Source organism: Mesorhizobium sp. M7A.F.Ca.US.006.01.1.1, assembly GCF_003997935.1.
Lineage (GTDB): Bacteria > Pseudomonadota > Alphaproteobacteria > Rhizobiales > Rhizobiaceae > Mesorhizobium.
In genome coordinates this window covers 1-8,143 of the sequence record NZ_RZQL01000283.1, presented here as the reverse complement: position 1 = coordinate 8,143, position 8,143 = coordinate 1, and the positions used below count along the sequence as shown (strand labels likewise).

General features: G+C 61.4%; 8 protein-coding genes. 2 read left to right on the top strand and 6 right to left on the bottom strand.

Translation table 11 applies throughout. From position 1 onward, the window contains the following. On the top strand, nucleotides 1-219 hold a 219-nt coding region (locus EN943_RS32075), incomplete at its 5' end, for an SDR family oxidoreductase (protein WP_127416012.1). A gap of 15 nt (nucleotides 220-234) precedes the next feature. Continuing rightward, nucleotides 235-999, top strand: a complete 765-nt coding sequence (locus EN943_RS32070; protein WP_206522847.1) for an SDR family oxidoreductase — start codon at nucleotides 235-237, stop codon at nucleotides 997-999. A gap of 61 nt (nucleotides 1,000-1,060) precedes the next feature. Here the strand turns inward: EN943_RS32070 and EN943_RS32065 are convergent, their stop codons facing one another. The 6 genes from EN943_RS32065 to EN943_RS32040 form a co-directional block, all read right to left on the bottom strand. After that, the gene (locus EN943_RS32065; protein ID WP_127416011.1) at nucleotides 1,061-1,447 is read right to left on the bottom strand and encodes a carboxymuconolactone decarboxylase family protein; all 387 of its coding nucleotides are present in this window, start codon (nucleotides 1,445-1,447) and stop codon (nucleotides 1,061-1,063) included. Nucleotides 1,448-1,482: 35 nt separating this feature from the next. Further along, nucleotides 1,483-4,206 (bottom strand): aconitate hydratase AcnA, encoded by a 2,724-nt coding sequence (gene acnA, locus EN943_RS32060; protein ID WP_127416010.1) that lies wholly within the window; start codon nucleotides 4,204-4,206, stop codon nucleotides 1,483-1,485. Continuing rightward, on the bottom strand, nucleotides 4,203-5,570 hold the full coding sequence (locus EN943_RS32055) for an MmgE/PrpD family protein (protein WP_127416009.1): 1,368 nt from the start codon (nucleotides 5,568-5,570) through the stop codon (nucleotides 4,203-4,205). Before EN943_RS32055 ends, acnA begins: the two co-directional genes overlap by 4 nt. A gap of 91 nt (nucleotides 5,571-5,661) precedes the next feature. Continuing rightward, complete coding sequence (locus EN943_RS32050) at nucleotides 5,662-6,261, bottom strand: thiamine pyrophosphate-dependent enzyme (protein ID WP_127416008.1); 600 nt, start codon at nucleotides 6,259-6,261, stop codon at nucleotides 5,662-5,664. 2 nt (nucleotides 6,262-6,263) lie between these two features. Beyond that, on the bottom strand, nucleotides 6,264-6,794 hold the full coding sequence (locus EN943_RS32045; RefSeq protein ID WP_245476055.1) for a thiamine pyrophosphate-binding protein: 531 nt from the start codon (nucleotides 6,792-6,794) through the stop codon (nucleotides 6,264-6,266). Between the two features lie 157 nt (nucleotides 6,795-6,951). After that, nucleotides 6,952-8,143: aldehyde dehydrogenase (locus EN943_RS32040; RefSeq protein WP_164778482.1), on the bottom strand; the 1,192-nt coding region annotated here is incomplete at its 5' end.

Sequence of the window (8,143 nt, the reverse complement as noted above, 5' to 3'; positions counted from 1 at the left end):
GCGCCGGGATTCATCGAAACCGACCTGACGGTTGGAAAGCTGCAAAACGATGCGAGCCATAGGCGCATCTGGAAGGACGGTACTCCGTGGCAGCGGCTGGGTCGTCCCGACGATATCGCCGCCGCCATTGCCTTTTTGGCGTCGCCGGAAGCAGGCTTCATCAACGGGCACACTCTTGTCGTTGATGGAGGTTGGAGCGTGGGAGCGACCGCCGCGTAGAACCGGTTCGCATTCTTGGAGTTTGCATTGGGAAACATTGTTTTGGACAGAAATAACCGACTGGAAGGCAGGCTGATCGTCATTACCGGCGCTGCAGGCGGCATCGGCGCCGAAGTTGCACGACAGGCCGTGGCCGAAGGCGCAAGGGTTATCGTCAGCGACGTGAGAGAAAAAGACGGTCGCGCGCTCGCAGTCGAACTCGGGACCAATGCGCGCTTCATCCAGCATGACGTGACCAGTGAACAGGAATGGTCGGATATGGCCCAAACCTGCCTCGCCGAAGGAGGCGTGCATGGGCTGGTAAACAATGCCGGCATATATGATCCGCGCCTTATCGTCGACACCGATGCGGCGTTCTTCGAGCGCAACATGCGCATCAACCAGCTTGGCACATTCCTGGGAATTCGGTTCGTCGAGCAGGCTGCAGCGCCGCCCGGCGCATCGATCGTCAACGCGTCTTCCCTGGCGGGACTTCGCGGAACCAAGGGCATCGCGTACACGGCGACCAAGTGGGCCGTGCGCGGCATGACCAAGACCGCAGCCGTCGAGCTTGCCCCGCGCAATATCCGGGCAAACTCGATCCACCCGGCCTTTATCGACACCCCCATGCTGGCGGTCATGGCACGCGAACACTTCGAAGCCCGCGCCAAGAGCATTCCCCTGGGGCGCGCCGGCACTGCCGACGATGTCACCAGACTGGTGCTTTTCCTGCTGTCCGATGAAAGCGCGTTCATCACCGGAGCCGAAATCGCCATCGATGGCGGCTTGGCAGCCTCCTAGGGCCCGAAGCGGCGGCCGCTCACGTCGGAAGCGTGAGTGGCCGGCGCCATTGCGGTTCAGCTCAGGGCGTTTTTGCCTCGATTTCCTTGAGGACCTCTCGTGCGATCCTGAAACTGTCGACCATGGCGGGCACGCCGCAATAGATACCGACCTGAAGCAGTATCTCCTTGATCTCGTCCTTACTGAGGCCATTGTTGAGCGCGCCTCGAACGTGGGCCGCCAGTTCATGAGGACGGTTGAGAGCGCTGATCATCGCCAAGTTTATGGTCGAACGGGTTTTCTTGTCGAGGCCTTCGCGCCCCCACACTTCGCCCCAGCAATAGGTCGTGACCAATTGCTGAAGATCGCGGGTGAAGTCGTCGACCTGCGACATCGCCTTGTCCACATAGGCGTCGCCCAGCGTGGCGCGCCGTATTGCCATCCCCTTGTCATAGACCTGCTGATCCATTTTCCGGTCCTTTCGCGATATCCGCTGGGTTTCACTTACCTGTCTGGCGTCCCGGCCTTCGCGGCCAGTTCGTCGAGCATAAAGGGCATGATGCCTCCGCTGCGTACGTAGTCCAGCTCGGCCAACGTATCGAGACGCAATATAAGGGGCACCTCCGTGCGGTCGCCCCCTGCCCGTTCGATGATCAGCTGAAGCGGTTGTCTGACGCGGACATCCTCTCCAAGGCCGACAACATCGAAGCTCTCGGTGCCATCCAAAAAGAGATCGGAAACGCGTGTGCCGCCAGCGAGCTGGCAAGGCAAAACGCCCATGCCCACAAGGTTGCTGCGGTGGATACGCTCAAAGCCCTCGGCAATCACGGCGGTCACGCCAAGCAGCTTGGTCACCTTCGCCGCCCAGTCGCGAGCGCTGCCTGTGCCATATTCCTGGCCGGCAAAGATGACGAGCGGAACCTGGCCCTTCCGATACCGTTCGGCCGCATCATAGATGCTCATGGTCTCACCGTCCGGTTGATGGGCGGTGACGCCACCTTCCTTACCGGGAACGAGCAGATTGCGCAGACGCTGGTTGGAGAACCCGCCGCGAACCATGATTTCATGGTTCATACGGCGAGCTCCGAAATTGTTGAAATCCCTCGGTGAGACCTGCAATTCCCGGAGGTAGCTGCCGGCGGGCGTTCCCTGCCGAATGCTGCCTATCGGACTGATATGATCGGTCGTTACCGAATCTCCCAAGACTGCCAGGGCACGTGCCCCCAGTATGGGCCTCAAGGGCGAAACGGTTGACATCGGTTCCAGGAAAGGCGGCTCCTTCAGGTAAGTCGAATCCGGATCCCAGGGATAGATTTCGCCTTCGATCTGAGGGATCGCACTCCAATCGGGGTTTTCCGCGGCAAAGTCGTGCGAATACGCCTCCAGATAGAATTTCGGGTTCGAGGCGAGCGCCTGCGCTTGCGCCAACTCCGAGGGCGTGGGCCAGATATCGCGAAGGAAGACCGGCTGGGCATCGATATCCAGGCCGAGCGGCTCGCTCGCGAACTCGATGTCCACCCGCCCCGCCAGGGCAAAGGCGACCACAAGCGGAGGGCTCGCAAGGAAGGATGCGCGCACAGCCGGATGTATGCGCGCTTCGAAATTGCGGTTTCCCGACAGCACAGCGCAGCCGACAAGGTCGTTCTTGGCAATTTCGCTCTCGATGGCGGGCTCGAGCGGCCCGGAAGCGCCGACGCAGGTCGCACAACTGTAACCCGCGACAGAAAAACCGAGCGCGTCCAGCGAAGATTGAAGATCCGCTTCCTCAAGATAGCGGCTGACGACCGTCGAGCCAGGAGTGAGGGAGGTTTTCACCCAGGATTTCGGTTTCAACCCCCGCGAAACGGCTTTCTTGGCCAGAAGGCCGGCCGCCAGCATCACGCCGGGATTGGAGGTATTGGTGCAGGACGTAATGGCGGCAATCACGATATCGCCGTCACGAAGGCGGTGCTGATCCGAGGCCGCGTCCCGCGCCATGATACCGGACGGAACCTTGCCGTAGCCGCCCGACGCGACCGGTGCGGCAAGCGTGTCGAGGAATTGCTCCTTGAGCAGGTTCAACGGGATCTTGTCCTGAGGGCGCTTTGGACCGGCGACGCTGGCCTCGACCGTCGAAAGATCGAGCTCGATTGTCCGCGAATAGTCCACGTCGCCCGGGCGCGGCGCGCCGAAAAAGCCTTGCGCGCGATAGATCGATTCCGTTGCTCGAACCAAGTCTTCCGAACGGCCGGTCTGGCGCAAATAGGCCAAGGTTTGTTCGTCGACGGCGAAATACCCGATGGTCGCGCCATATTCGACAGCCATGTTTGCGACTGTAGCCCTATCGGGCACGCCGAGGTTGGCGAGGCCCGCACCGAAGAATTCCACAAAGGCACCGACCACCTTGGCCTTTCGCAACATGTCCGTTACGTGCAGCACCAGATCCGTCCCGGTAACGCCCGGACGCAGGGCGCCCGTTACATGCACGCCCACCACATCCGGCATCGCCATGAACATGGGCTGGCCGAGCATGGCAGCCTGCACCTCGATCCCGCCTACGCCCCAGCCAACCGTACCAAGACCTGCGATCATGCAACTGTGTGAATCCGACCCGACAAGAGTATCGGGAAAGCAGACGCCATCCTTGACCAGATAACCCGGTGCAAGCAACTCCAGGTTCAACTGATGCAGGATGCCGGATCCAGGTGGAAACAACCGGATGCCACCGAAAGCCTTTGCGGCCCACTTCACGAAGCGGTAGCGCTCCGCGTTCCGACTGATATCAAGCGCGGTGTTAAGCCTCAGCGCATCGGGCCTTGCGTGATAGTCGACGGTGAGCGTGTGATCCAACGCCATGTCGACCGGGACCCGCGGACGGATCATGTCCGCCGGGTGGCCTCGTTCAATCATCGCGCTCCGGATGGCTGTGAGATCTCCGAGGACCGGAATCCCCGCGGCACAGTTGAGGATGACCCTGCCGATGGTGAAGGGAATTTCTTCGTCACGCGTTGCCTTGGATCGCCAGTTGACAAGAGCCTCGACGTGCGATGCCAGAACCTTTCTCCCGTCGCAGTTGCGCAGAACCGATTCCAGCACGATGCGCAGCGAGACCGGCAGGCGCGAAATCGAACCGTTGAAGATGTCACCGAGCGCCGGCACGGAGAAATAGTCCAGTGTGCGGCCATCGCCGAGATCGACTTTGCGCAGGGTCTGGCTGCGCAGTGCCGCGGCTTCACCAGTGCTGTTCATTGGAAATTCCCGGTTAGCTGGCGAACCGAATCCAGGCTTTCCAGCCTGCCAACGCTTTCAGCCAGGGACAGCACCTTGCGTTCCGAGAACTTGCCCTTCGTCAGCATCCGCAACTTGGTCCGGCTTTCCTCCTGCGTGCAGGGATCCTCGGGCGTGCCATGGCAGTCGAAGACCACATCTTCAACGCTGACGTTGCCGCTCACCAGCGAAACGCTGGCGCCGTACTTGGCCGGGTAAACGGCTTCGATGCGCGGATCGACGAAAACCTCGATCCGCTTGGCCAATGCCCGTACCGATTCCCGGTTAACGGCTTGGACCGCGTAATTTGCCGGGTCGCGCGGATCGCCGGTGAGCGCCAGAGCGGCGCAATAGGGAATGCTGTACTGTGCTCCCATCGTGTCGACCGGTGCAGGTTCGCTATTGTTTTGAACGGCATATTTGCTGACGCCCACGCGCACGGACTTCACGTCGCGGGGATCGAGCGGTTCCGGCCCGCGCAGGTCGAGCAGCAGCTGTACGGCGGACTGGATCCAGCCGCAGATCGGGAAGACCTTGAACCAGGTTTTCTCGATGGCCCAATTTGAGCCCAGCCCCGTGCTGAGCATCTCTGGCCTGGCGGTGCCTCCGCCGAACACCTCGATCAGCCCGAAGCGGCTGTCGAGTGCATAGGCAGGGCCAAAGAAGCCGCGGCTCGCAAGCTGGCTGGCACGAACTCCCGCCTCCGCGGCACGGCCAAGATGCAGGCGCTTGACCATGCCGCCACCTTTTCCAACCGCGAAGCTCTTTATTCCGGACGCGGCCGAGCAGCTTAGCCCGACAGAGGACCGCAATTGCTCCAGCGACAGGCCCATGACGAGCCCGGAGGCCACGGCGGTGGCAACCGGGGCAGCCAAGCTTGTCACATGGAACCCTTTGCGTGACGGCTCGGCGCCGAGCGCCAGGCCGACGCGATGCATGACCTCGTAGCCGGCGACGATTGCCTCAATCAGACGCGCGCCGCTCGCATCCACGGCCTCAGCAGCTGCCAACGCGGCAGGTATTACCGCGGCGCCGGGGTGGACAACCGACTCGGCTATGAGATCATCCAGTTCAAATCCGTGAATGGACGTGCCGTTGCACATGGCGGCGGCCGGAGCCGCCAGCTTTTCGGTTCGGCCAATCAGCGAACTGGCGCCGCGCGAGCCTTCCGCGACCATTTCGTCGGAAAGGATGCGGGACCATGGCTGCCCCGAACCAAAGGCTCCGCAGCCAAGCGCCTCAAGCAGGCAGACACGCGCCTGCTCGACGACCGCCTGCGGCATCCGTTCGATGGAAATGTCGCGTACGAAGTCGATCAGTTCGTGCGCATGGCTTGCTTCATTCATCGATCGAAACCTGTTTTACCATCATGGTCCCGGCCGGGAAGCCTGTCCGGGCAACGGCAAAGGCCTGCCCGGCCGGAGCCTTGGGGGATGGTCAATAGTACGCCCGTTCAGCGCCAAGCAGATTCTCGCGGAACCGGTCTTTCAGATGCGCTCCGTCACGAACCCGGATCGACATAGGATAGCGCTGGGTGTTCACCTTGATCGCCACGAAGAACGGACCTTCGTGACTGAACAGCCTGGGGACGATGGCCTTCAGTTCGTCATTGTCGCGGACGGTTTCCGCCACAGGGAAGCCGCAGGCCTTGGCGACGGCGGCGAGGTCGACACCGCGCCGGGTATGCGTGGCCTGCATTCCGGTCTCGCTGTAGTGTTCATTGTCGATGACGGCGATGGCCAGGTTGCGCGGACGCTGTGCGCCGATCGTTGCCAATGCCCCAACGCCCATGAGCATTTCTCCGTCGCCCGTCATCACCAATGTGCGCCGGTTGGGCTGCGCGATAGCCAGTCCCAAGCCCATCATCGCGGCGGCGCCCATGCTGCCCCACAGACAGAATGTATTCGGATGATCGACGGTGCCGGCATCGTAGGTGGTGGATCCGAGACCGGTGACCATGAGCGCATCGCCGCGCTGTGCAACAATGGCCCTCATGACGTCGCGCCGGTCCAGTGCAGCGCTCGATTGTCCAGTCATTGTCACTTGCTCCAGTCCTTGAAGCCGAGAAGTCGCTGGCTCAGCAGCACCGCCACTTGGCAATTCGACGAATAGGCGAGTTGCGCTCCAGCGTAGACGATATCGCCGACTTCGTCCGCAAACGTGGCCCGCTGCACATACACACCGATGTCCTGCAGCACACGCTCAGTGTTCTGCCCCATCGGCAACTGCCAGGGATTGAACTCGCCCCATTCGCCGCGCATCGTGACGATCATCAGCAGCGGCATTCTGCAATGGATGGGAAGGCTGAGCATGTTGATGCAATTCCCGACCCCTGAGGACTGCATCAACAGGGCGCCGCGATCTCCCCCAAGCCAAGCGCCGCCGAGCATGGCGACCCCTTCTTCCTCGGTTGTCATGGAAACCGTGGTCATGTTTTCGTCACCTTGGCAGCTGACAATCAGCTCCTTGTGACCGGCATCCGGTACGTAAGCCACCTGCTTCACGTCTGCCCGCTTCAAGGCGTTGAATATATCGCCCGGCCAAGGCCGGGGGCTGGATTGCTGTGTCACATTCACTCCTTGTAGTTGTCGCGGCGCCGTGAACATGTCGGAGACTATGAATGCCCTTCGTTTCAGACAAAGCTTCATTTCCGCTACTAGTATTCGGGGTCGTCATACTCCGTTGAGGCAGCCGTGGTTTCAGCTGCCCGGACGATTTCCCGGCGTCTCAACGCTGCACGAAGGGATTGGCGGACGGAGCCCCGAAATTCATCCAGACGCTCTTGGTCTGGAGATATTCCTTGATCATCTCAGCGCCATTCTCGCGGCCGATGCCGCTTTGCCTATAGCCGCCGAAAGGCGACATATAGCTCGTGGCGCGGTAGGTGTTCACCCACACAGTTCCGGCGCGCAGCGATTCCGTCATCCTGATCGCCCGGCCAACATCGCTGGTCCAAACGCCAGCCGCGAGGCCGTAGATCGTTTCGTTGCCGATCCGCACCGCTTCCTCTTCATTCTTGAAGCGGAGGACCGACAGCACGGGGCCGAAGACCTCCTCCTGGGCAATGCGCATCCCGTTGTCGACATCCTTGAAGATCGTAGGCTCGACGAACCAGCCGTCGCCGCATTCCGGCGCGCGCCCCGGTCCGCCGCCAGCAACCAAGGTCGCCCCTTCGCTTTTGGCGATCGCGATATAGTCTAGCACTTTGTTGTATTGCGGCTGCGTGGTGATGGGCCCCACCTGTGTTTCCATGGATGACGGATCGCCCATCCGCGCCGTCAGTGCCTTCTCGGTCAGCCGCTGCAAGAAATCGTCGTGGATCGCGTCCTCCACAAGCAGCCGCGACCCGGCTAGGCAGGTCTGACCGGTAGCGGCAAATATGCCCGAAATGGCCCCGTTGACCGCATCGTCGATGTTCGCGTCCGCAAAGACGATGTTGGGGGATTTGCCGCCAAGCTCCATCGTCACATGCTTCATCGTCTGCGCGGCGGACGCGTAGATCTTCTTGCCGGTGGCGTCCGAGCCGGTGAAGGCGACTTTGGCGACTTTGGGATGCTCGACCAGAGGCGTACCGACCTCCGATCCGAAACCTGTCACAACGTTGACCAGGCCGGGGGGCGCCCCTGCCTCCTCGATCAGCTTGACGAATTCGAGCACGGACGCCGAGGTGAATTCGGAGGGCTTGATGACAACGGTATTGCCCGCCGCCAGGGCCGGGGCGAGCTTCCAGGTCGTCAGCATTAGGGGGGAATTCCAAGGTGTGATGATGGCTACCACGCCCAAGGGTTCGTAGCGCGTGTAATTGAGGTAACCACGCTTGTCGAGCGGTATGACCGCGCCCTCGATCTTGTCGGCGAGCCCGCCATAATAATAATACCAGTTTGGAATGTAGCGCATCTGCGCCAGCATTTCGGCAATC